The organism is Haloferax sp. ATB1, assembly GCF_000730175.1.
Window position 1 is genome coordinate 1 of record NZ_JPES01000092.1, and the last position, 20,590, is coordinate 20,590.

Annotated in this window: 19 protein-coding genes, 1 tRNA gene, 1 other RNA gene and 2 pseudogenes; 16 read left to right on the forward strand and 7 right to left on the reverse strand. The window is 68.1% G+C overall.

The window, feature by feature from the left end; translation table 11 throughout:
- A pseudogene (locus ATB1_RS23490) lies at positions 1-133 on the forward strand (molecular chaperone DnaJ); the annotation flags it as partial.
- A 62-nt stretch (positions 134-195) separates the two neighbouring features.
- Positions 196-870: an MBL fold metallo-hydrolase gene (locus tag ATB1_RS15360; RefSeq protein ID WP_042665357.1), complete on the forward strand. Its 675-nt coding sequence runs from the start codon at positions 196-198 to the stop codon at positions 868-870.
- Positions 871-1,275: 405 nt separating this feature from the next.
- Here the strand turns inward: ATB1_RS15360 and ATB1_RS15365 are convergent, their stop codons facing one another.
- Together ATB1_RS15365 and ATB1_RS15370 are read right to left on the reverse strand one after the other, a co-directional pair.
- Complete coding sequence (locus tag ATB1_RS15365) at positions 1,276-1,902, reverse strand: uracil-DNA glycosylase family protein (protein ID WP_042665360.1); 627 nt, start codon at positions 1,900-1,902, stop codon at positions 1,276-1,278.
- Between the two features lie 124 nt (positions 1,903-2,026).
- Positions 2,027-2,500 (reverse strand): DUF5793 family protein, encoded by a 474-nt coding sequence (locus ATB1_RS15370; protein ID WP_004977575.1) that lies wholly within the window; start codon positions 2,498-2,500, stop codon positions 2,027-2,029.
- Positions 2,501-2,652: 152 nt separating this feature from the next.
- On the opposite strand from ATB1_RS15370, the gene ATB1_RS15375 reads away from it, so the two are divergent.
- From ATB1_RS15375 to tatA, 9 genes are all read left to right on the forward strand, one after another.
- Positions 2,653-3,018, forward strand: coding sequence for a cupin domain-containing protein (locus tag ATB1_RS15375; RefSeq protein WP_042665363.1), 366 nt, complete (start codon positions 2,653-2,655; stop codon positions 3,016-3,018).
- A 95-nt stretch (positions 3,019-3,113) separates the two neighbouring features.
- Positions 3,114-3,611, forward strand: a complete 498-nt coding sequence (locus ATB1_RS15380; protein ID WP_042665365.1) for a hypothetical protein — start codon at positions 3,114-3,116, stop codon at positions 3,609-3,611.
- Positions 3,612-3,712: 101 nt separating this feature from the next.
- The gene (locus ATB1_RS15385) at positions 3,713-5,407 is read left to right on the forward strand and encodes a type II/IV secretion system ATPase subunit (protein WP_042665368.1); all 1,695 of its coding nucleotides are present in this window, start codon (positions 3,713-3,715) and stop codon (positions 5,405-5,407) included.
- Between the two features lies 1 nt (position 5,408).
- Complete coding sequence (locus tag ATB1_RS15390) at positions 5,409-7,535, forward strand: type II secretion system F family protein (RefSeq protein ID WP_042665370.1); 2,127 nt, start codon at positions 5,409-5,411, stop codon at positions 7,533-7,535.
- Between the two features lie 63 nt (positions 7,536-7,598).
- The gene (locus ATB1_RS15395) at positions 7,599-8,252 is read left to right on the forward strand and encodes a class I SAM-dependent methyltransferase (protein WP_042665373.1); all 654 of its coding nucleotides are present in this window, start codon (positions 7,599-7,601) and stop codon (positions 8,250-8,252) included.
- Positions 8,253-8,371: 119 nt separating this feature from the next.
- Complete coding sequence (locus ATB1_RS15400) at positions 8,372-9,400, forward strand: NAD(P)/FAD-dependent oxidoreductase (protein WP_042665375.1); 1,029 nt, start codon at positions 8,372-8,374, stop codon at positions 9,398-9,400.
- A 122-nt stretch (positions 9,401-9,522) separates the two neighbouring features.
- On the forward strand, positions 9,523-10,728 hold the full coding sequence (locus ATB1_RS15405) for a DUF4382 domain-containing protein (RefSeq protein ID WP_042665399.1): 1,206 nt from the start codon (positions 9,523-9,525) through the stop codon (positions 10,726-10,728).
- 176 nt (positions 10,729-10,904) lie between these two features.
- Positions 10,905-10,975, forward strand: a tRNA-Gly gene (locus ATB1_RS15410).
- A gap of 270 nt (positions 10,976-11,245) precedes the next feature.
- Positions 11,246-11,515: a twin-arginine translocase TatA/TatE family subunit gene (gene tatA, locus ATB1_RS15415; protein ID WP_042665378.1), complete on the forward strand. Its 270-nt coding sequence runs from the start codon at positions 11,246-11,248 to the stop codon at positions 11,513-11,515.
- Positions 11,516-11,693: 178 nt separating this feature from the next.
- Here tatA and ffs read toward each other — a convergent pair.
- Together ffs and ATB1_RS15420 are read right to left on the reverse strand one after the other, a co-directional pair.
- An RNA gene (ffs, locus tag ATB1_RS21070) (signal recognition particle sRNA) lies at positions 11,694-12,005 on the reverse strand.
- 121 nt (positions 12,006-12,126) lie between these two features.
- A complete protein-coding gene (locus ATB1_RS15420; RefSeq protein ID WP_042665380.1) occupies positions 12,127-12,540 on the reverse strand; it encodes a hypothetical protein in 414 nt (137 codons plus the stop codon).
- Positions 12,541-12,633: 93 nt separating this feature from the next.
- Here ATB1_RS15420 and ATB1_RS15425 point away from each other — a divergent pair, with 93 nt between their 5' ends.
- The 3 genes from ATB1_RS15425 to ATB1_RS15435 are packed head-to-tail and all read left to right on the forward strand — an operon-like array spanning position 12,634 to position 14,670.
- The gene (locus ATB1_RS15425; protein ID WP_042665384.1) at positions 12,634-13,785 is read left to right on the forward strand and encodes a 3-ketoacyl-CoA thiolase; all 1,152 of its coding nucleotides are present in this window, start codon (positions 12,634-12,636) and stop codon (positions 13,783-13,785) included.
- The gene (locus ATB1_RS15430; protein ID WP_042665388.1) at positions 13,785-14,162 is read left to right on the forward strand and encodes an OB-fold domain-containing protein; all 378 of its coding nucleotides are present in this window, start codon (positions 13,785-13,787) and stop codon (positions 14,160-14,162) included. The genes ATB1_RS15425 and ATB1_RS15430 overlap by 1 nt, the downstream gene beginning before the upstream one ends.
- 40 nt (positions 14,163-14,202) lie before the next feature.
- Positions 14,203-14,670 (forward strand): hypothetical protein, encoded by a 468-nt coding sequence (locus ATB1_RS15435; protein WP_042665390.1) that lies wholly within the window; start codon positions 14,203-14,205, stop codon positions 14,668-14,670.
- Positions 14,671-14,700: 30 nt separating this feature from the next.
- Here the strand turns inward: ATB1_RS15435 and ATB1_RS15440 are convergent, their stop codons facing one another.
- The 3 genes from ATB1_RS15440 to ATB1_RS15450 form a co-directional block, all read right to left on the reverse strand.
- A complete protein-coding gene (locus ATB1_RS15440) occupies positions 14,701-15,510 on the reverse strand; it encodes a hypothetical protein (RefSeq protein WP_042665393.1) in 810 nt (269 codons plus the stop codon).
- Positions 15,511-15,585: 75 nt separating this feature from the next.
- Positions 15,586-16,674, reverse strand: coding sequence for an NADH:flavin oxidoreductase/NADH oxidase (locus ATB1_RS15445; protein WP_042665394.1), 1,089 nt, complete (start codon positions 16,672-16,674; stop codon positions 15,586-15,588).
- A gap of 63 nt (positions 16,675-16,737) precedes the next feature.
- Positions 16,738-17,502: a carbon-nitrogen hydrolase family protein gene (locus ATB1_RS15450; RefSeq protein ID WP_042665396.1), complete on the reverse strand. Its 765-nt coding sequence runs from the start codon at positions 17,500-17,502 to the stop codon at positions 16,738-16,740.
- A 115-nt stretch (positions 17,503-17,617) separates the two neighbouring features.
- On the opposite strand from ATB1_RS15450, the gene ATB1_RS15455 reads away from it, so the two are divergent.
- Positions 17,618-18,877: a HEAT repeat domain-containing protein gene (locus tag ATB1_RS15455; RefSeq protein WP_042665397.1), complete on the forward strand. Its 1,260-nt coding sequence runs from the start codon at positions 17,618-17,620 to the stop codon at positions 18,875-18,877.
- A gap of 126 nt (positions 18,878-19,003) precedes the next feature.
- A pseudogene (locus ATB1_RS15460) lies at positions 19,004-20,590 on the forward strand (phosphatidylserine/phosphatidylglycerophosphate/cardiolipin synthase family protein); the annotation flags it as partial.

Consider the following 20,590-nt stretch of genomic DNA (forward strand, 5'->3'; position numbering starts at 1 on the left):
GCTCGTGGCGGCCGGCGCGCTCGGCGTCGGACGACCCGTCGCGGTCGACCTCCTCGGCTTCGTCGTCTGCCCGCTCCTCGGGGCGGGCGGTTTCGTCGTCGACGCCGGGTGGTATCTCTTCACCTCGCGGTAGCCGGCGCGACGCGCGCTTCGCCGTCGCCCACGATTTTTGTCGCCCGCGTCCGTCGAACCGGTATGACCATTCCGACCGACTCGGTCCGACGGTTCCGACTCCGCGGCGTGAACGCGTACCTCGTCTCCGACGGCTCGGAGACGGCGCTCGTCGACGCCGGGACGCCGTGGGACCGCGACCGACTCCTCGGCGGTCTCGCCCGCGTGGACCTCGACCCCGGCGCAATCGACCGGGTGCTCGTGACGCATTTCGACCTCGACCACGTCGGGACGCTCGCCTCGCTCAGCCTCCGCGACGACGTGCCGATTCACCTCGCCGAGCCGGACGCCTCGCACCTGACCGGCGCGTCGAAGCCGTCGCTCCGCTCGCTGAAAGGCGCCGCACAGCGCGCGCTCGGGTCGTTCGTCGAGCGGCCGACGAACCCCGTGGAGGTCGTCCGCGACGGCGACGAACTCGGCGGCTTCGTCGCCTACCGAACGCCGGGACACACCCCCGGCCACACCGCGTTCGTCCACGAGGACCACGGGGTCGCGTTCGTCGGCGACCTGGTCCGCGAGTCGAACGGGCGGCTCGGTACGTTGCCGGCGTTCATGGCGACCGACGCCGCGGAGAACAGGCGGAGCGTCCGCGAGTTCGCGGCGCGCTGCCCGCCGATCGACGTCGTCGCGGTGGGCCACGGCAAACCGGTCACGGAGTACGGATACGGCGCGCTCAAGCGACTCGCCGACAGGCTCTGAGCGGAAGCGACGCCGCTCTCTGTTCGGAGGGACGGGACGGCGAGACACCGAGCTATCGCTCGCGTCTGAGTTAAGAGCGGGGACCGCGGCCGAGCGCAGGTCCCCGGACTGACCAAGCCACTGTGAGGAGCACCAGTCTCACAGCTGCCTGACGCGCCCGGCGGAAGTGAATCGAACCACGCGCGTCAACACCACGTTGGACACTAGTTGTAAAAAGTCCTTTGTTATCGCCAATTAGAACCACGCCCTCCAGAACGACTGGATAAATATGCTCTTATGTGAGTCATATGGCCCTATCAACCGAACATTTCGTAACCTTCATGGTTGTTACTGGACGAACGAACGGCAGAATCGTGAAGAACCTATCGAATACGTGGACGACGGTCGAATACGGCGAAAAATACGCTATCTGACCAGGTATGGGTCCGCTCCGGGCATGAAGCGACCGAGGTCGGACTCGCGGCGGAAGTCGGTCGACTGGAGTTCCAGCAGGCCGGCGACGAGTTCGTCGTGGTCGCCGTCGTCCCACTCGGCGGGGTCCTTGATGGGCAACACGAGAAAGCCGCTCCCGCGGAGTTCTTTCCCGTGGAGCACCTCCATGTCAACGTCAGTCTTCCAGCCGACGGACGTGTAGTTGTTCAGGACGTGCTTCGTCGCCACCGCGCCGACCGGCAGGAGGACGTGCGCGGCGATGGCGCGGAGTTCCGCGTCGAAAAAGCGCTCCATGTCGGTGTAGTCGGCCGCCGACGGCGTTCCATCCGGCACGCACATGTGTAGGTACGAGAAGAAGGTGCGGTTCACCGTCGGTTCGTCGCCGGCCTCGGCCAGCAGTTCGCCGTCTTCGAGCGCCGCGAACAGTTTATCGCCCGCGTCTCCCGAGAAGGGGACGCCGGTCTCGATGCCCCCGTGGACGCCGGGGTGGTCGCCGATGACGTGGAAGTCGGCGTTGGCGTCGCCGTAGCCGGGGACGTACCGGTCACACGACGGTCGCATGTCGAACGGGTTTCTCGTCCGGTCGGTTACGTTTCTCACGCTACTCTCTGTGGGAGCGGTCGGTAAAGAAGACGTGGTTCGCCCCGATATCGTACACGAACGAGCGTGAGGGACGTATCGAGAGAACGTGTCGTCCGCGCCGTCGGGTCGGCGAGCCCCTCGCTCAGAGTTCGACGCCCGAGGGGATGAGGCTCTGGCTCCGCAGGAGCGTCCCGTCGCCGTCGTAGACGAGGAACGTCGATTTCTCGAAGGTCTCGAAGTGGTCGCCCTCGATTGCCACGTCGACGCGGTAGCGCCCCTCGTCGTCGCCCGCGGCGCGCCCGTACTCGCGGGCCGCGCGGATGAAGTCCAACACGTCGTCGGCGCGAGCGTTGAGTTCGAGGACGTAGTCGCCGGTGAGTCGGTCCGTCACGCTCACGACGCCGCGGGCGTCCGAGTCGTCGACGGAGTCTTGCAGCCGAAAGGAGACGTCCAGTTCCTCCGCGGCGAGCACGTCGCCGCTTGTCGAGAGGAACCGCGACCGGAGCTCCTCGGCCGGGCCGTAGAAGTCGATAGATACCGTCGGTTGGCGAGGGTCGCCGTCGTCCTCGTACCAATCGACATCGCGGACATCGAGTTCGAAGTAGTCACGCCGCATTCCGTACTGTTGGTTGTACTGCGCTGCCTATTAACGTGACGCCGCCCGAAGCGTGGTTCCGGCGTCGAAACCGGCCGATTACGCCGGTTCAACGCCCGCTCGACGCCCGCTCGGCACAACGGTTATCGGCCACCGCCGCGAGCGGACCGCATATGGAACCCGTCAACCTCGACGAGAGCTTCGCGTCGTTCGACGAGACGTGGGCCCCGAGAATCGCCGCGGAGCTGAACGACTACGCGGTGAAGGTCGCGAAACTCGACGGCGAGTTCGTCTGGCACGCCCACGACGAGACCGACGAGCTGTTTCTCGTCCGCGACGGGCGGCTCCGAATCGAGTTCCGCGACCGCGACGACGCGGACCTCGGCCCGGGCGACCTGCTGGTGGTCCCCCGCGGCGTCGAACACCGCCCCGTGGCGCTCGAACCGACCGAAGTGCTTCTCGTCGAGCCGACCGAGACCCGAAACACCGGCGACGCCGAGGAGGGCGACCTGACTCACGACCCCGAACGGCTCTCCTGAGGGCTCGTCCGCTCGGGCGTCGCGCCCGACGACGCGGGCGGCCGACGCGCCCGGACTGTCGGTAGTTTTTACCTGTCAGACCGTGCGATTGTCCTATGGTCTGGGTCCGCTCCGAACACGCGGGTGCGCTGGCCGTCGTCTCGACGTGGCTCTGCGCGCTCCTCCCGTGGAACGTCGCGTACACGCCGAACGTCTCGGGCGCGAGCCTGCTTTTCGTCCGGTTCCCCTTCGCCGAGATTCAGTTCGCGTGGGGGCTCTCCAGCCGCGTCGCGGTCCGGACCCCGCTTTCCGCGCTGTCGCTCCAGTCGGGACAGACCGTCGCCGTCGCCTACCAGACGTGGGTCGTCGGCGCGGCGGTCCTCGCGCTCGCGGTGCTGTTCTCCATCGTCTACTACCTGCGCGACGAGCGGGTCGAGGCCGGCCCGGTCGACCCCGTTCGAGTCCTCGGCGGACTCCTCGGCGTCGTCGGCGTCGTCTTCGCCGCGGCGACGTATCTGCTCGCGACGCGCGGGCTCCCGGGGGTTCCGCTCCCGGTCGGCGTCGTCATCGCGCTCGTCCTCGCCGGCGTTCTCCTGACCGTCGACCGGACCTGAACGCGCGCCGCGGGCCGGTCGTTCACCCCGAGTGACAGTCTCCCGCGCGGACCTTTTAAGTGCTGACCCGCCATACCTCCCGACCAACTGACCGGGTGACGATGGCACGAGATACGACGAGCGAGACGACGGTGACGCGCGACCCGCGGGCCGACCGAGGGGTGCTGAGACTCCTCGCCGACGGGGAGTTCGACGCCGCGGCCGCCGAGGCCGAACGGCTCCTGCGCCGAACCGCGGAGATGCTGCGGGGGTCTGACCTCGACGTGCGCCCGCTTTCGCCCGACGACACGCCGCTCGGGACGTACGAGGTCCCCGAGGGCCACGAGGAGGTCGAGCGCTACTGGGTGAACGCCCCCTTCGCCTACGTCGTCGTCACCTACGACGGTGACGCGACCGCCCACCGGTACCACACCGTCGAACCCGACCTCGACGCGTTCGAGGTGTCGCTGCTCGAACGCGTCCGCACCGACGTCCGCGACCCGCTTTTGTACCGCCGCGAGGCGGACCCGCGGACCGAGACGGCGCTCGTCGAGGAACTCCAGTCGATTCTCGAACAGTACGGGCTGGAACTCGACATGAACACCTTCTACACGCTTCTGTACTACCTCCGGCGCGACTTCCACGGCTACGGCCCGCTGGACCCGCTGATGAAGGACCCGCACATCGAGGACATCTCGTGTGACGGCTACGACCTGCCGCTTTTCGTCTACCACGACGAGTACACCGACATCGCCACGAACGTCTCGTTCGCGGCCGAGGAACTCGACAACTACGTCATCCGACTCGCCCAGCGCTCGGGCCAGCACATCAGCGTCGGCGACCCCGTCCTCGGGACGACGCTTCCGAACGGCGCGCGCGCCGAGTTGGCCCTCGGCGAGGAGGTCACCCCGCGCGGGTCGGCGTTCACCATCCGCCTGTACGCCGAAGAGCCGTTCACGCCCATCGACCTCGTGCGCTACGGCACGTTCTCCATCGAGCAGATGGCCTACCTGTGGCTCTGTATCGAACACAACAAGAGCCTCATCTTCGCGGGCGGCACCGCCTCGGGCAAGACCACCTCGATGAACGCGGTGTCGATGTTCGTCCCGCCGCGGTCGAAGGTGCTGTCCATCGAGGACACCCGCGAACTCGCGCTCTACCACGACAACTGGCTGTCGTCCGTCACCCGCGAGCGACTCCACGAGGGGACCGACATCTCGATGTACGACCTGCTTCGCTCCGCGCTCCGGCACCGCCCCGAGTACATCATCGTCGGCGAGGTGCGCGGCGACGAGGCCGTGACGCTGTTTCAGGCGATGAACACCGGCCACACGACGTTCTCGACGATGCACGCCGACAGCATCGAGACGGTCATCAACCGCCTCGAAAACGAGCCCATCAACGTCCCCCGCGCGATGGTGCAGTCGCTGGACCTGCTGTGCGTCCAGACGCTCACCCGCCACGACGGCGAGCGCGTCCGCCGCTCGCAGACCATCGGCGAAATCGGCGACATCGACCAGCGGACCGGCGAACTCGACTACTCGTCGGCGTTCGCGTGGGAGCCCGAGACCGACACGTTCAGTCAAAACGACAGCTCGTTGCTCACCGAAATCCAGCGCGAGAACGGCTGGTCGCGGACCGAACTCCGGCGCGAACTCCGTCGCCGCGAGACGTTCCTCCGGTACCTCCTCGACAAGGACGTCTCCGACTACCGGCGCTTTACCGCGCTCATCAACGAGTACTACGCGGACTCCGAAGACGTGATGCGGCGCGTCGAGGCCGACGAGGACATCGTCGACGCCGGCACGGAGGCCTGAGATGGCCGCCGCGCAGTACCTATACCTACTTCCTCTCGTTCTCGCCGTCCTCATCGTCCTCCCCGTCGTCCTGTCGCCGGTGAGCCGCGCGGCCGACCTCCTCGTCTCGCGGGTCTCGCTCTCCGTCTTCGGCTTCTACGTCGCCAACGAGAACCCCCGTCGAAGGGAACAGCGCAATCAACTGCGGGCGGCGCACGTGAGCGTCACCCACCGCGTGTACGCCTCGCGGACGCTCCTCATGGCGTCCGTCTTCGGCGTTGCCGGGAGCGTCTTCGGCGTCTACCTCGCCGCCGTGACGCTCGAAACGCTCGCCGTTCAGTCCGAGACGATTCGCGAAGTTCTTCCGTCCGCCCTCGCCTTCCTCGGCGGACTCACGAGCATTCAGGCGCTCCCGCTCCGCGACCTGTTCCTCGCGCTTTTGCTTTCGAGCGCGACCCTCGGGGCGCTCCTCGCGCTCGGCGTCTACTGGGGTCGATGGTACGTCCTCACCGAGCGCGCCCGCACCCGCTCGTCGGAAATCGAGGCGACGCTCCCGCGGACGGTCGCGTTCGTCTTCGCGCTGTCGCGGTCTGGGATGCTGTTCCCGCAGGTGTTGGAGACGCTGGCCCGAAACGAGGCCATCTACGGCGAGGCGGCGCGCGAGGTCAGCATCGTCGTCCGCGACATGGACGCCTTCGGCACCGACGTGCTCTCCGCCCTCCAGACGATGGCCACGCGGACGCCGAGCCCGAGCCTCGAAGAGTTCGCCGAGAACCTCGCCAGCGTGCTCGGGAGCGGCCGAAACCTCTCGTCGTTCCTCCAAGAGCAGTACGAGCGGTTTCAGGCGGAGGCGGAGGCCCAACAACAGCAGTACCTCGACCTGCTTTCGACGTTCGCCGAGGTGTACGTCACCGTCCTCGTCGCCGGGCCGCTGTTTTTCATCACCGTCCTCGTCGTCATCGGTCTCGTCCTCGCGGACACGCTGACGCTCATCCGAATCGTCGGCTACGTCGGTATCCCGCTGGCGAGTTTCGGCTTCGTCGTCTACATCGACAGCATCACCGAGTCGCTCCGGGGCGCGGCGGTCGCCGATGATGACACGGAGACCGCGACCGAGTCGGCCCGGCGCATCGACGCGACCGGCGGCGTCGGGTCGGCCCCGGCGACCGACGGCGGCGAAACCGACACCCGAGGCGACCCGTGGCACGCGAACCGAGAGCGACTCGCCGTCTACGACCGGTTTCGCGCGATTCGCGGCTGGTTCGACCGCCCGCTCGAAACCCTCGGCCGCCATCCGCTCGCCACGCTCGCGCTCACCGTCCCGCTGGGGCTCGTCTGGGTCGCCCTGCGGACCACGTTCCCCGCCGACCCGACGCTCCTCGGCGTCGCCGACGCGGTGGACCAGCACGTCGTGGAGGCCGCAATCGGCGCGCTCGCCGTCGTCTCGGCGTTCCACGAGCTTCGGAAGCGGCGGATTCGTGCCATCGAGCGGAGCATGCCCGACTTCCTCGACCGCCTCGCGAGCGTCAACGAGGCCGGGCTGACGGTCGTCCAGAGCCTTCGCCGGGTGTCGGCGTCCGACCTCGGCCCGCTCGGCGACGAGGTCGAACGCGCCGTCCGCGACATCGACTGGGGGGCCGACGCCCAGACTGCGCTCCGGCGGATGGACCGCCGGACCACGAGTCCGATGGTGTCGCGGTCGGTGACGCTCATCACCAACGCGATGAGCGCGAGCGGCGACCTTGCGCCCGTCCTCCGCATCGCGGCCAACGAGGCCCAAGACAGCCGCCGCCTCGCCCGCGAGCGGAACCAAGAGATGGTCACCTACCTCCTCGTCATCTACATCTCGTTTCTCGTCTTCCTCGGCATCGTCGCCGCGCTGACGGTGTCGTTCATCCCGGCGGTCGAGCAGGCCAGCACCGGCGCCATCGGCTCAGGCGAGGTCGCGGGCGTCACCTCCGGCGCGTTCTCCGGCCTGCGCGACGTGAACACGGCCTCCTACACGCTGTTGTTCTTCCACGTCACGGCGATTCAGGGGCTCTGCTCGGGACTCATCGCCGGACAGCTCGGGGAGGGACAGGTCGCCGACGGCGTCAAACACGCCGCCGTCCTGCTCGTCATCACCTACGTGACGTTCATGTTCATCTGAGTGCCGCGCCGCCCGCCGCTCGCGACCCGTGCGGTCTTTGTCTCACCGCCTCGACCGACCGGCATGGACGGAGACGAACCCCGAGACGGGGTCCGCGAGACGTACGACCGCATCGCGTCGCACTTCGCGTCGACCCGCGAGTACCCGTGGCCCGAAGTCGAGTCGTTCGTCGCCGACGCGACCGAGTCGGGACCGGCGACCCGCGCGCTCGACCTCGGCTGCGGCAACGGCCGGCACGTGGAACTCCTCTCCGCGCACGCCGACGAGGTCGTCGGTCTCGACGTGAGCCGCGGCCTGCTTGACGAGGCGGTCGCGCGGGCGGCGGAACGCGGCTTCGACGCCGGACTCGTGCAGGGCGACGCCTCTCGGCTCCCCTTCGCCGACGACGCCTTCGACCTCGCGGTGTACGTGGCGACGATTCACCACCTCGCGCCGCGGGCGGCGCGCGTGGCGAGCCTGAACGAACTCGCTCGCGTGCTCGACGCCGACGGCCGCGCGGTCGTCAGCGCGTGGAGCACCGCCCACGACACGTTCGACCGCGAGGACGGCTTCGACACGACTGTCGACTGGACGCTCCCCGGCGGCGAGACGGTCCCCCGATTTTACCACATCTACGCGCCCGACGAGTTCGACGCCGACCTCGGCGCGAGCGACCTCGCGGTCGTCGAATCGACGGTGTCCAGCGGGAACTGCTACGCCGTCGTCGCCGGGCGCTGAGCGTCGCGGTCGGCTTCGGGCGTCGCGCCCCCAGCGTGCCGGCCGTTAACACGTCTCGGGTGGATGCTGGCCGCGCACAGGTGATGTGGGCTTAAGAGCGCCGCGACGAATTCCCGTGTATGACCGAGACCGACGAACCACGGGAGTACGAGGTTGTCGTCGTGGGCGGCGGCCCCGCGGGCCTCCAGACCGCGCTCTACACGACGCGACTGGGCCACGACACCGCACTCGTGGACCGCGGCGGCGGCCGCGCGGCCATGATGCTCGACACGCACAACGTCATCGGCGTCACCGAGGACGTCTCCGGCAACGAGTTCCTCGAAACCGCGCGCGGGCAACTCGAAGAGTACGGGACCGACATCCACCGCGACTTCGTGACCGACGCGGAGCAGTTGGACGACGGCAGGTTCCGCCTCGTCGCCAACGAGGGCGAGTTCGTCGCCGAGCGCGTCGTCCTCGGCGTCGGCTTCAACGACGAGCGCCCCGACCCGCCGCTTCCCCGCACCGGAAAGGGCCTGCACTACTGCCTGCACTGCGACGCCTACATGTTCGTCGACGAGTCGGTGTACGTGATGGGCCACTCCGACTCGGCGGCCTACGTCGCCATGATTATGCTCAACTTCACCGACGAGGTGGACCTGCTGCTCCGGGGCGACGAGCCGACGTGGTCCGACGAGACGGACGAACTCGTCCGCGCGCACCCCGTCGACATCGTCGAAGAGGAGATTTCGGGCATGACGAAGCGCGACGACGGCTGGCTGGAGAGCTTCGAGTTCGAAGACGGGGCCGTCCGCGAGTACAAAGGCGGCTTCGCGATGTACGGCTCGAACTACAACACGACGCTGTTCGAGGCGCTCGACGTGGACCTCGACGACGACGGGACGGTCCCGGTGGACGACCACGGCCGGACCAGCGTCGACGGCGTGTTCGCGGTCGGCGACATCACCCCCGGTCACAACCAGATTCCGGTGGCGATGGGCAAGGGCGCGAAAGCCGGCATCGCCATCCACATGGAACTCCGCGAGTTCCCCAAGAGCCTCGACGAGGTTCGCGCCGAGGGCGCGGTGAGCGTCGACGACGTGCCCGGCATCTCCCCCGGACTGCTCGACAAGGCGAAACGGTTCAACGAGTCACATGCGGACGACTGAGGCCGTAATTCGGCGAAATTCGGTGAAAACCGAGGCGTACGAACACCCTTCTAAAGTTCTCTCGGCCAGTACGGTCTCCCACGATGAAACGTACTGGACTTGCGACTGTCTTGCTCGCGCTCATGGTCGTACTGGCCGGATGTGCGGGCGGGACCGGCACGATGACCGAGACGCAGACCGACGGGACCGCCGACGCGACGACGACCGCGTCGTCCGACGGCGACACTGCCCGGACGGGGACCGTGAACTTCTACGTGAGCGACGAGCAGAACGCTATCGCCGACTTCGAACACCTCAACGTCACTATCGAGCGCGTGACGCTCGTCCGCGCGGACGGCGACGCCGAGTCGGAAGCTGAAGCCGACGACGCGGAATCCGAGTCTGAGTCCGAAAACGACACGGACGCCGACGCGGAGACGAACGCGAGCGTCGAGGTCGAACTCGAAGCCAACGCGACGGCGAACGCGACGAACGTGACCGCCTCGACCAACGGGTCGGTCGACGCTGATGCTGACGCCGATGCCGACGCCGAAGTCGAAGAATCGGCCGACGTGAACGACACCGACGTGGCCGAAGGCGAGTCGAGAGTCGCCTACGAGGTCGACAACGTGACCGTCGACCTGACCGAACTGCAGGGCGACAACGCGAGCCTCGTCGGCGAGTACGGCGTGCCGGAGGGCAACTACACGAAGGTCTTCGTGCACGTGAGCGACGTGAACGGGACGCTGAAGACTGGCGAACAGGTCAACGTGAAGCTCCCCAGTAACAAGCTCCAGCTCAACACGGACTTCGAAGTCGGCAACGGCGAGTCCGTGGACTTCGTCTTCGACATCACGGCGTTCAAAGCGGGCGGCAGTGGGAAGTACATCCTCAAGCCCGTCGTGAGCGAGTCGGGAACGGACGTGCCGATCACGAAGGTCGGCGCGGAGAAGAAAGCAGAGGCGGAAGCCGAAGCCGAGGCTGACGCGAACGCCGAGGTCGAAGCGGGCGAGAACGAGACCGACGACGGCGAGCGCGCCGAAACCGACGCCGAGAGCAACCTCACCGTGAGCTTCGACGGGAACGTCTCCGCCGGCGAGAACGTGACGGTCGTCGTCACGCGGAACGGGACGCCCGTGGAGAACGCGACGGTGACGATAAACGGCGAGGCTGCCGGTACGACCGACGCTGACGGCGAGTTAGGCGTCACCATCCCCGACGAGCGAGACGTGACGGTGGTCGTCGTCGACGGGGAGACCGAGGCCGAGACGGAGTTCGAGTTCGAGTTCCTCGGGAGCGCCCCCGACAACCCCGCTGAGGGCGGCGAATCGACCTCCCTCGTCGCCTGACCGAAAAGGTAACATCCTTATTGGGGCGTCGAGAATGAAGGGATAGACGCGACGTTCGCGCGCATGGTGCCTCGGCCGAGCGAAGCGAGGCCGAGGCTCGGTGCGAGCGAGTGAAGCGAGCGAGCACTGGTGTTGAGACGGACGAAGTCCGTCGATGCACGGTGCGAATGAAATGAGCACCGGTGGTCTAATGGTAAGACATTGGCCTTCCAAGCCAATTATCTGGGTTCGATTCCCAGCCGGTGCATCTTCTCCGAACCGCTTCCCGTCGAGCCGCGGCCCCGGTCGCTCTCACCCGCCGGAATTGCCGCCTATCCGTAACTACCGTTCACCACATTCGTGTGTCGTGTGTGGTGTATCACACATGAGTCTGCTCGACGGCCGCGTCGCGGTCCGACGCCCGGTCCGTCGTGCCGCTCGAACGTCGATGAGCCCCCGAAACACGCGGACTACGGCGACTTCAGTTCGAAATTTCGGACCGTCTCTCTTATCTTCCCCCCGAACGTAACCGAACGTAATGCTGGATTCCATTCCGCTGTTCCCCGGACTCCCGGGCGGCCCAGAACTGCTCATCGTCCTGCTCATCATCGTCCTCCTGTTCGGCGCGAACAAACTCCCCCAACTGGCCCGGTCGTCGGGACAGGCCATGGGCGAGTTCCGCCGCGGCCGCGAGGAGATCGAAGAGGAACTGAAGAAGGGCGCAGAGGAAGGCGAGGACGACGACGAAGAAGACGAGACTGAGGCTGAGGCCGAAGCGACCGAGACGGAAGCCGAGAACAAACAGTAAGCGTCTCCCCCGGGGAAACAGACCCCTTGTGCGGTATTTCAGTTCGCCGAGTGCCGACAGTCGGCGGTCGCTCGCGCGGTGAGTGACAACAGTTAAAATACGGAGTTGACGTGCCGGAGCGTCGAGTTTACGGCCGAGAGACCAGCCGGTCTGCGAGTGATTTCGATGAGGTATGAATGGGTGGACAGCGAGGTTGCCCGGCGTTCCGACGTGGGGAATCCCGGTTGCCTCCTCCACCCCGCGATCCCTCGAGCGACGCACGTCCGATGGTCCGCTGCTCGCTTCCGCGCCTGGCGGGGTACCACCGATGAACCGCGCGAACCCTTCCCTGCGGAAGGGGTACGCGGAACCGCTGTCCCCGAAGGACGAGGTTTCTACGTTGGCTTCCGGGGCCCGCGCCGGTCTGACCGGACGCGCCCGTGTTCGGTCCCCGCTGAAGACCTATTTCGCGGGTGGAGAGCAGGGCCTAACTGCCCGACCTAGTCCACTCCCTCATTGTCCACCGACTGTTAAGGGCCTTTCGACTCGGAGGCGGGAAAATCGGGGGACACCGTCGGGGTGGTTCGACGCGACGCGCCCGCGAGAAGTCGGCGTTCGTTCCGTGGGTCGGTTTACAACACGCCGCGTGCGTACCACGCGCCGCCGACGAAGGTGACGAACGCGGCGGCCACGACGGACCAACGGTGGTAGGTGAGCCACGAGTACTGCTGGTCGAAGCTAAACAGGAGCGTCGGGTCGATGGAGAACGACCACAGCGCGGCGACGCCGAGCATCGAAAGCGAGAGCACGAAGGCGAGTCCGGCGGCCGTCGCCGGGTCGGTCCGCCCCTGTCTGCCCGAGAGGAAGACGATGGTTTCGAGCAGTGCGAGCATCCCGACGAACGAGATGCCGACCGGGCCCGCGGCGTAGTAGGCGGCCACCTGTCCGTCCCCGGCCTCGACGGTGACGGCGGGAATCGCGATGGCGAGTGCGAGCAGCAGCGCGCCGACGATTCCGACCGTCGGCGCGAGGCGTTCGGCGTCCATGGCCGGTCGTTCGGGCGACCGACTGATAAACGGTTTGAGACGTGCCGGCGAGGGATTGCCCGGTTTTAAATCGCGCTGCGACGACGTGCGCGTATGGACCGCGTAGCGATTATCGGTGCATCGATGACCCAGTTCGGGCAGCGGGACGCGTGGATTCGCGAACTGCTCGCGGAGGCGGGGCAGGCCGCGCTCGCGGACGCCGACGTCTCGCCCGACGAGATCGAGCACCTCTACGTCTCGAACATGGCGAGCGGCGAGTTCGAGGGCCAGACGGGCGTCCCGAACGCCCTCGCCCACGACCTCGCGGCGATGCCCGCCTACACCGCCCGAATCGACCAGACCTCCTCGTCCGGCGGCGCGGGCGTCTACGCCGCGTGGCAGTCGGTCGCCTCCGGCGCGTCCGACATGACGATGCTCGTCGGCGGCGAGAAGATGACCCACCGCTCGACCGCCGAGTCGACGGACGTCATCGCCTCGCTGACGCACCCGGTGGAGTACAAACACGGCGTGACGCTCCCCTCCTTCGCGGGGCTGACCGCACGACTCTACCTCGACACCTACGACGCCCCGCGGGAGTCCCTCGGGAAGGTCGCCGTCAAGAACCACAAAAACGGCGTGGACAACCCCCACGCCCAGTTCCGCAAGGAAGTCGACCTCGACACCGTCCTCGACTCGCCGGTCGTCGCCGACCCGCTTCGCCTCTACGACTTCTGTCCCATCACCGACGGCTCGGCGGCGCTCGTCTTCTGCCCCGAGTCGGTCGCCCGCGAGTACACCGACGACTACGCCGTCATCTCCGGTATCGGCGGTGCGACCGACACCCACGTCGTCCACGAGCGCGCCGACCCGACCACGATGGGCGGCGTCGTCAACTCCTCCGAAATCGCCTACGAGATGGCCGACCTCGAACCCGACGACATCGAGGTGGCCGAACTCCACGACATGTTCACCATCCTCGAGTTCCTCCAGTCGGAGGACCTCGGCTTCTTCGAGAAGGGCGAGGGCTGGAAGGCGGTCGACGAGGGCGTCACGGACCGCGACGGCGACCTCCCCATCAACACGTCCGGCGGCCTGAAGTCGAAGGGCCACCCCCTCGGGGCCTCGGGCGTCGCGCAGGTGTACGAGATTTACAAACAGCTCATCGGTGACGCAGGCAAGCGGCAGGTCGACGCCGACGTGGGCCTCGCGTGCAACGTCGGCGGCTTCGGCAACTGCGTGACCACGGCCATCATGGAGTCCCGATAATGTCCGACGAACAACCCGCGATGGAGGCGTACCGCTACCCCGACGGGAGCATCACCTACCCCGGCCACCCGGTCGGCCCCGGCGGCGAGGAGCCGGTCGGCACGGTCGACCTCAGCGACTACACGGCGACGGTGCTGACGTGGACCACCTCCACGGCGACGCCGCCGGGCGTCCGCCAACCCAACACGCTCGCTATCGTCGAGTTCGACGTGGACGGCGAACCCGTCCGCGCAATCGGGCAGGTCACCGGCGAGGACGAGGTCGACATCGGCGACGAGGTCCGCCCGGTCTACTGCGAGGAACTCCGCAAACCCGGCGCGGGCATCCGCGAGCCCGCGAGTCAGGAGTGGGACGGCTACCGCTTCGAACCGCTCTGAGCGGGCGAGTGTTGATATAACTACACCTTCTATCTCCCGTATGAACCGCACCAGCGGCATCTCCTTCGCGCGCGACGCGGCGGTCGCCACGGCGGTGTTGGCCGGGCTGTACGGCCTCAGCTACGGCATCCAGTTCCAGCCGTTCCAACTGCCGACGTACCTGCTCATCGTCGGCTTCGACGCCCTCGAAGTCGCGTTCGGGTCCGTGGGCGCGGGCTACGACCTGCTTTTCGCCGCCTATCTCGTCGGCCTCGGCGTCGTCGCCGCGGGCGTGGCCCGTGTCGTCCGCGGGAAGTCGAAGACACCCGGCCTCGCGTGGTGGCGCGTCGGCGCGGCGTCGGCGCTGGCGCTCGTGGGCGTCATCTCGCTGCTGTTCGCGCTGTTGGTCCTCGTCAACGGCGTACAGTTCACGCCCGTCCTCGTGACCGGCGGCGCGGGAATCGCGCTCCTCGCGCTTGCGGCGTGGGTCGGCGACGTGGTTCGCGTGGACGTTCGACCGGCGCGCTGAGTCGAAACAAAACTCCGCGTATTCCGCCGCTCAGCGGTCGCTCGGTTCGTCGCCCGCATCAGCGTCCGCGTCGCTTCCGTCGTCTTCGTCGTCGCCCTTCACCTCACGCTTAATCGACTCCAGTTCGGCGTCGACGTCGACCTTCGGTCCGTCGCTCCCGTCGTCGCCGCCGTCCGGGTCGGCCTCTTCTGTCACGTCGATTCGGACCGGCCCCGTGCCGACCGGTTCGGCGTCGCGGGAACTCCGACGCTCGTCGCGGGAGCGCCGGCTCTCGTCGCGCCGTTGCCACTCGGATTCGAACGTGCGCTCGTCCTCGCGCCAGCGGCGCTCTCGGGTGGTCCGCTCGCGCTCGGCCTCGGTGATTCGCTCGTCGAGTTCGTCGGCGAGCGAGCGGGCGCGGTCCATCACGTCGCGCGCCTCGGGGTTCGAGGGTAAGTCGGCCTCCGACAGCGCGTTTCTGAGTTCGTCGAGGGCGCGGTCGACGCCGGAGACGGCGCTCTTCGGGACGTTCCGCATCCGTGACTCCGTCTCGCTTCTGGCGTCTTCCATCGCACGGCCGGGGTCGGAAAGGCGCATGAGACGGCGGAGGAGTTCGAGGGAGGCGATGGTCGCTTCGAGGACGGCGATGACCGTCGGGATGGTGTACGATTCGGTGAATCGGAGTACCTCGCCGAACGTCGGCGGACGCGGGGGGCGAAAGCGGTCGTCGCCGGAGACGCGTCGGTCGCGGCCGCGACCGCGGTCGCGCTCCTCGCGGAGTTCCGCGCCGAGTTCGTCGAGCGTGTCCCCGAGTTCGTCGAGTAGGTCGAGGATGTCGTCGTCGCGTCGTCGGTCGCTCATGGCCCACGGTTGGGCCGCCGCGGGGATAAGCGTTCGAGGGGTGGCGAACCCGCGCGGGTCGAGGGAGGTCGGCCCCTACCGGCGCGGGACGGCGCGCTGATACTGCGGCGGCCACGCCGCGTCGGCGTCGAGTTCCTCGGCGGCGTGGAGCGCGAAGTACGGGTCGCGGAGGTGCTCGCGGCCGACGATGGCGAGGTCGGCCCGGCCGTTGCTGACGACCTCGTCGGCGTGGCGCGCGGTTCGGATACCGCCGACCGCGCCGACCATCGCGTCGGTCTCCCCGCGGATGACTTCCGCGAAGGGGACCTGATAGCCGGGGCCGGTGTTCGGAATCCGCTGGTCGGGGTGGATGCCGCCGGCGCTCACGTCGATGAGGTCGACGCCGAGTTCGTCGAGGTCGGCCGCGAGGCGGACCGACTGCTCGATGTCCCACGACTCGCGGTCGTTCAGCCAGTCGGTCGCCGAGATGCGGACGAACACGGGCTTGTCGTCGGGCCAGACCTCGCGGACCGCTTCCGTGACCTCGCGGAGGAGCCGCGTCCGGTTCTCGAAGGAGCCGCCGTACTCGTCGTCGCGGTGGTTCGTGACCGGCGAGAGGAACTCGTGGAGGAGGTAGCCGTGGGCCGCGTGGACTTCGGCGATTTCGAAGCCGGCGTCGAGAGCGCGCTCGGCCGCCGCACGGAAGTCGTCGACGACGCCTTCGATTCCGTCGGCCGAGAGCTTCCGGAGCGGCGGAGCCTCGCCCTCGTAAGGCCACGGCACGTCGCTCGGGGCGACGGTGGTCCACCCGCCGTCTTCGGGCGCGACCGGTTCGCTCCCCTCCCACGGCCGGGACTTGCTCGCCTTCCGACCCGCGTGGGCGAGTTGGATTGCCGGTACGCTCCCCATCGACGAGACGAACGAGGTAATCTGTCGGAGCTTCTCGACGTGGTCGTCCGACCAGATGCCGAGGTCGTTCGGCGAGATGCGTCCCTCGGGGGAGACGGCCGTCGCCTCGGACATCACGATGCCCGCGCCGCCGACGGCGCGGCTCCCGAGGTGGACGAGATGCCAGTCCTCGGCGAACCCGTCGGTCGAGGAGTACTGGCACATCGGCGAGACCATGATTCGGTTCCGAACCTCGGTGTCGCGGAGCGAGAGCGGCGTAAAGAGCGAGTCCGTCATCGACCCCGATTGGGCGGGGTCGGAAAAACCCCCCTCGGTTCCGGTGATGCAGTCCGGTTTCGGCTACTCGACCGAGCCGACGAACGCGCGCTGTTCGGCGAGCAGGTCGCGGTCGAGCGTCCAGACGAGGTCGCGCTCGCCGCGGTTCAGCGCCGCCGCGACGACGCCATCGGGCCTGACGACGAGCGAGCGACCCGCGTACTCCGAGCCCGCGGAACCGGAGACCGTTCCGCTTCCCGTCCGATTCGCGCCGACGAGCCACCGAACCCCGTCGAGGGCGCGGGCGCGACAGAGCAGTCGCCAGTTCGTCGAGTGGGCGGCGGGCCACGCGCCGACGACGAACAGGGCGTCGATTCGCTCGTCGGTCAGCGCGGCGCTGTCGCCGACGAAGTTCAGGTCGTAGCAGGTGAGGAGTCCCGTCCGTCCGGCTGGCGTGTCCGCGACGACGAGTTCGTCGCCCGGCGTGACGACCTCGGACTCGCCGCCCCAGAGGTGTCGCTTGCGGTAGACGGTCGCCGAACCGTCGGGTCGGACGTAGGCGGCCGCGTTGTAGAGCGTCTCGCCGTCGCGTTCGAGGTAGCCCGCGAGCACGTCGAGTTCGTTTTCCGCGGCGACCGAGGCGAGGAAGTCGGTCGCGCGTTCCCGCGAGATTGCACCGCTGAAGGCGCGGTTGTCGGCGACGAAGCCCGTGAGCGCGTACTCGGAGAACAGCGCGATATCGACCGACTCGGGGAGGTCGGCGACGCGGGCGCGCACGTCGTCCTCGTTTCGCGCCGGGTCGAGGTCGAACGCCGCACGCTGTGGCACGGCGATGGTTGGACCGGTCACGCTCGGAGGAACGGATGGGCCGGGAAAAAGTGGCCCGGATGGAATCGGCGGTCGGTCCCCGGAGACGCGAAGCGAAGGGAAACGCTCTTTTTACAGTCGAACGGACTTCCGGCATATGAGTGACGGGGACGACGATACGACAGAACTCTCGCCCGAGAGCTTCGACGAGCGCCTGACCGAGGCCGAGGAGGCTCTCGAGGCGGCCGAGACCGAAGCCGACCTCGACGAGGTCGAGGCCACGCTCGACGATATCGAGGCCGACGTGGAGGCCGCGGACCTGCCCGAACCGGACGACGAAGACGAAGAGGACCCCGCCGAGGAGCTCGAATCGCGCCTGTCCGACCTGCGCGACGACCTCGAATCCCAGCGCGGTCCCTACGCCGAAGACGCCGTCGAGACGCTCGAAGAAGCCAAATCCACGATTACGGACACCCGGTGGACCGAGCAGGGCGAAGGCGAAATCGTCGCCGCGGTCGAGACGTTCGCCGACGAGTTCAACGGCGTGCTCGACGCGAGCGTCTCGGTCGATGGCGACGACGAAGACGCGCTCACCGCCGCCGTCGACGACGCTGTCTCGGCCGTCGAAGCGGCCGACCTCGACGCCGACGAGGACGCAGAGACCATCGCGGACCTCATCGACGTCGCAGACGACCTCGCGGACGGCCTCGACGACGCCCAGGAGTGGGACGACCTCGAAACCCGCGAGAAGCTCCAAGTGCAGGGCTTCTACGACGTGCTCGGCCACTACAAGGACTACCCGCCGGAGCTGTCGGCGCTGAAGGAACACGAAAAGCGCGGCAACGTCGAGATGATTGCCCTCGCGTTCGAGAGCTTCCAGTCCGACTTCATGCAGGAGTACTGCATCGAGGCGTTCACGCGGATGAACGACGACAGCGCCTACGAGACCATCGAGGGGCAGGCCAAGCGCCGCGACAAGGGCGTCATCAAGGCTATCGGGAAGATGGCCGCCGAGGAGGGCGTCGAGATGCTCGTCGACTACGTCGACACCGACAGCGACCCCGCGCTCCAGAAGGTCGTGTTCAAGGCGCTCGGCGAAATCGGCTCCGAGGAAGCGACCCAGCCCATCGCGAACAAGCTCGTCACCGAGAACGACAACGTCCGCTCGGCCGCCGCGCGCGCGCTCGGCCTCATCGGCGACACCCGCGCCGTCGAACCGCTCTCGGACGTCGTCGCCGACGACGACGTGAACTCCGTCCGCGCCAGCGCCGCGTGGGCGCTCCGACAGATCGGCACGGAAGACGCGCTCGAAGCGGCCGCCGGCTACGTCGACGACCGCTCGTTCCTCGTCCAGCGCGAGGCCGAACTCGCCGCCGAGTTCCTCGGCGACGACGTCGAAGCCGAAGCGACTGTCTGAGACAGCACGACGACGCGACACCCTCGCAGTTCCGCGGTTCTCCCCTCGTTTTCTTTCTCTCGCAACCGCTCGCGCTGAGTGACCGGTCGCGAACGTTTTTGTAGGGAAACGCGACCACCGCGGGGTGTGTCCCGTCGCGCCCTCGTCGCCGCACTCACCGCTTCGCTCGTGGTCCTCATCGCGGCCGCGGCCGTCGTTCCCGCGCCGATAGCGGCCGCGCCGGAGTCAGAGCACGCGATGAACGCGACGAATACGACGAACGAAACCGGGTCAGCCACCACCACCGCCACCACGGCCGACCAGCCGGCATCGGGCGAAGCGCGCATCGTCTCCGCGCTCCCCGACCCGACGACGCCCAATGACCGCGGCGAGTTCGTCGCCGTCGCTGCGCCCGCGGGAACCGAACTCTCGCTGTCTGACGGCGAAGACACCGTCTCGTTCGCTGCACCCGGCGGGACGGTCGCCGTCGCCGCCGACCCGGACGCGGCGGCGAACCTGACCGACCACCCAGTCGTCGGGTCCGGCCTCGACCTCGCGAACGGCGGCGAGACCGTCACGCTCCGCGTGGTCGGTGGCGACGGCCACGCGGCCGGAACCGACGTCGTCGCGGACCGCCTCAGCTACGACCAAAGCCGCGAGGGCGCGCTCCTCGAACGGCGAGACGGCGCGTGGTCGTGGTGGCCGCGGGCGCTTCCCCGACGGAACGTCACGACCCACGGCCCCGCGAACGCGACGCTGTTCGTCCTCCCCGACTCGCCCGACCGCCCGGTTTCGGTGCTCCGGTCGGCTGACGAGCGAATTCTGCTCGCCGGCTACGTCGTCTCCTCCGCACGCGTCGCCGACGAACTCATCGCCGCTCGCGAGCGCGGCGTCGCCGTCTCGGTACTGGTCGAAGACAGCCCGGTGGGCGGCTTCCCGCGGCGGTCGGCGCGCGTCCTCAACCGCCTCGCCGACGCCGGCGTGTCGGTCCGAGTCGTCGGTGACCCGCACTCGTTTCACCACCCGAAGTACGCCGTCGTCGACGACGCGGCGCTCGTGATGACCGAAAACTGGAAGCCGGCCGGGACCGGCGGGCGAAAGAGCCGCGGCTGGGGCGTCGTCGCGCGCTCACCGAGCGTCGCGGCCGACCTCGCTGCCACGTTCGAAACCGACGCGACGCTCCCTGAGACCGCCCCGTGGGAGACGTACCGAGTCGGCCGGTCGTTCGTCCGCACCGAGTCGGCGAACGGTTCGTTTCCCTCGCGCGTCGCCCCCGAGTCGGTCCGGGTCGACCGCGTCGCCGTCATCCGCGCGCCCGACAACGCCGAATCGACGGTCGTCTCCCGACTCGATGCCGCCGACAGCCGAATCGACGTGTTACAGCCGACCGTGGAGGCCGACGGCCCGTTCGTCCGCGCGCTCAAACGCGCCGCCGACCGCGGCGTCCGAGTCCGACTCCTCCTCGGGAGCACGTGGTACGTCGAGGAGGAAACCCGAGCCCTCGCCGAGCGGTTGAACGAGTGGGCCGACAGGACCGGAACGCCGCTTTCGGTCCGTCTCGCACGACCCGGCGGCCGGTACGGCGCGATTCACGCGAAGGGCGTCGTCGCCGACGACACCGCGCTCGTCGCAGTCTCAACTGGAACCAGCACTCGGCCCGCGAGAACCGCGAAGTCGTCCTCGCGCTGTCGGACCCGGCCGCCGCGGCGTACTTCCGTGAGGCGTTCGCGGCGG

Excerpts from the sequence above, each read along its gene's own strand:
- ATB1_RS15360 (WP_042665357.1), top strand. The coding sequence starts at position 196 with ATGACCATTCCGACCGACTCGGTCCGACGGTTCCGACTCCGCGGCGTG.
- ATB1_RS15370 (WP_004977575.1), bottom strand. The coding sequence starts at position 2,500 with ATGCGGCGTGACTACTTCGAACTCGATGTCCGCGATGTCGATTGGTAC.
- ATB1_RS15375 (WP_042665363.1), top strand. The coding sequence starts at position 2,653 with ATGGAACCCGTCAACCTCGACGAGAGCTTCGCGTCGTTCGACGAGACG.
- ATB1_RS15380 (WP_042665365.1), top strand. The coding sequence starts at position 3,114 with ATGGTCTGGGTCCGCTCCGAACACGCGGGTGCGCTGGCCGTCGTCTCG.
- ATB1_RS15385 (WP_042665368.1), top strand. The coding sequence starts at position 3,713 with ATGGCACGAGATACGACGAGCGAGACGACGGTGACGCGCGACCCGCGG.
- ATB1_RS15390 (WP_042665370.1), top strand. The coding sequence starts at position 5,409 with ATGGCCGCCGCGCAGTACCTATACCTACTTCCTCTCGTTCTCGCCGTC.
- ATB1_RS15395 (WP_042665373.1), top strand. The coding sequence starts at position 7,599 with ATGGACGGAGACGAACCCCGAGACGGGGTCCGCGAGACGTACGACCGC.
- ATB1_RS15400 (WP_042665375.1), top strand. The coding sequence starts at position 8,372 with ATGACCGAGACCGACGAACCACGGGAGTACGAGGTTGTCGTCGTGGGC.
- ATB1_RS15405 (WP_042665399.1), top strand. The coding sequence starts at position 9,523 with ATGGTCGTACTGGCCGGATGTGCGGGCGGGACCGGCACGATGACCGAG.
- tatA (WP_042665378.1), top strand. The coding sequence starts at position 11,246 with ATGCTGGATTCCATTCCGCTGTTCCCCGGACTCCCGGGCGGCCCAGAA.
- ATB1_RS15420 (WP_042665380.1), bottom strand. The coding sequence starts at position 12,540 with ATGGACGCCGAACGCCTCGCGCCGACGGTCGGAATCGTCGGCGCGCTG.
- ATB1_RS15425 (WP_042665384.1), top strand. The coding sequence starts at position 12,634 with ATGGACCGCGTAGCGATTATCGGTGCATCGATGACCCAGTTCGGGCAG.
- ATB1_RS15430 (WP_042665388.1), top strand. The coding sequence starts at position 13,785 with ATGTCCGACGAACAACCCGCGATGGAGGCGTACCGCTACCCCGACGGG.
- ATB1_RS15435 (WP_042665390.1), top strand. The coding sequence starts at position 14,203 with ATGAACCGCACCAGCGGCATCTCCTTCGCGCGCGACGCGGCGGTCGCC.
- ATB1_RS15440 (WP_042665393.1), bottom strand. The coding sequence starts at position 15,510 with ATGAGCGACCGACGACGCGACGACGACATCCTCGACCTACTCGACGAA.
- ATB1_RS15445 (WP_042665394.1), bottom strand. The coding sequence starts at position 16,674 with ATGACGGACTCGCTCTTTACGCCGCTCTCGCTCCGCGACACCGAGGTT.
- ATB1_RS15455 (WP_042665397.1), top strand. The coding sequence starts at position 17,618 with ATGAGTGACGGGGACGACGATACGACAGAACTCTCGCCCGAGAGCTTC.